Genomic DNA, 1,389 nt, shown 5'->3' with positions numbered 1-1,389 from the left:
CCATAGAAATTATCATCATAAGCAACATATGTATTAGGGTCATTTTCTATAACATAAGAAGCAGTATCGTTTGTGTATAAAAATCCATCTATATCTTTTATAAAATCATTTTTAGAGATTTTAAGTTTGGCTTCGCCTTTTAAGTAATCATCTGGCCAGCCAATTACATTGCGAGTAATAGCCCCTGGAGTTAAATTCCACCCAAGTCCAACCCAGGATGCCTCCTGGTCTACTTTAATCCCGGCTTGATAAGAAAGGTCAATCGGGTGATTTAGACCGCCTCTGCCTGGCACTGTAAATAAAGGAATAGGTAAATTCATATCCCCGGTATACAAGTCAGCTCCTTGTCCTTGAACACGCGGTTGGAAGTCTGCTGCTTGGGGTAGGGGGCCACTGCCAGAGGACAATGCCCCTAATGCAGCCGCAGGACTTGCTTGCTGTGATTCATAGGTTGCTCCGAAGGCATAACCCCCTATAAGACAAATAAAGCAGGCAATTAATACTATCAGCCTGCTTAAAAAACATAAAAAACCTCCACTTAAAACTTCTTTTCTTTCGTAACCTCTCTCTCTCTTATACTTACAACTATTATTTTGTTTTAACATTTTAACCAACCTCCTTTTTGTAATTGTTCAGCCACAAAGACACCAGGACACAAAGATTAAAGGTAACCGTTCAAGATATAGCCACAGAGTCACAGAGAACACAGAGGGAATATATAACTACGAATGAACACAAATACAAAAAAATTTGTAGTACGAGGCTTTAGCCTCGCTTCTAGCAAGCCAAAAGGCGAACCTAAAGATTTGCACTACATTTATGGGATGTCAGAGGTTAATTCGTGTGCATTTGTGGCTAATTGCCTTAATTCTCTGTGAACTCTGTGCCTCTGTGGCTGAACGCTTACCGAAATCTGATGATGCCCCGTGCAAAACTTACTCAATACGACACTAACTTTTTATGGACATTAATACAGGCATTAATAATCCTATCAGTTAACTCTTCTTTTCTCCACTTCTCCATCTTCTCCCTTTCTCCTTATTTTTATCCTCCCTGAACCCTTACTATTTAATATACCATATATTTTAACAAAAGTCAAGTATTTTTTTCGATTTTTGTCAGAAAGAACAGTTACATCTATAGCACTTATTAATCGAAATTTGACCCAGATATGGCTATGAAATTCCAAATCCCAAATTCCAAATTCCGTAACCGTTCAGGCTATATATCAAAATTGTAAGAAAGGGGATAAGGAGATAAGGGTGATATGGAGATAAGATAATAGAAATAGATTGAAATTTATAGAAATAGGTAGAAATTGATTGTGGAAAACAACAAATTTCCATAAATTTCTATTAGTTTCTATTAATTTCAATTTTTTTAATAATA

Annotated in this window: 3 protein-coding genes; 1 reads left to right on the top strand and 2 read right to left on the bottom strand. The window is 36.6% G+C overall.

The annotated features are described in order from the left end of the window. A partial coding sequence (locus AB1414_20915) for a hypothetical protein (protein MEW6609873.1) occupies positions 1-605 on the bottom strand: 605 nt, incomplete at its 3' end. A 123-nt stretch (positions 606-728) separates the two neighbouring features. Here AB1414_20915 and AB1414_20910 point away from each other — a divergent pair. Next, positions 729-878, top strand: coding sequence for a hypothetical protein (locus tag AB1414_20910; GenBank protein MEW6609872.1), 150 nt, complete (start codon positions 729-731; stop codon positions 876-878). A 297-nt stretch (positions 879-1,175) separates the two neighbouring features. On the opposite strand, the gene AB1414_20905 is transcribed toward AB1414_20910, so the two are convergent. After that, positions 1,176-1,346, bottom strand: a complete 171-nt coding sequence (locus AB1414_20905; protein MEW6609871.1) for a hypothetical protein — start codon at positions 1,344-1,346, stop codon at positions 1,176-1,178. Between the last annotated feature and the right edge of the window lie 43 nt (positions 1,347-1,389).

The sequence above is a fragment of the bacterium genome (genome assembly GCA_040755795.1).
Lineage (GTDB): Bacteria > UBA9089 > CG2-30-40-21 > CG2-30-40-21 > SBAY01 > JBFLXS01.
Note: the sequence above shows the minus strand (reverse complement) of the source record. Positions and strands in the feature narration are given on the sequence as shown.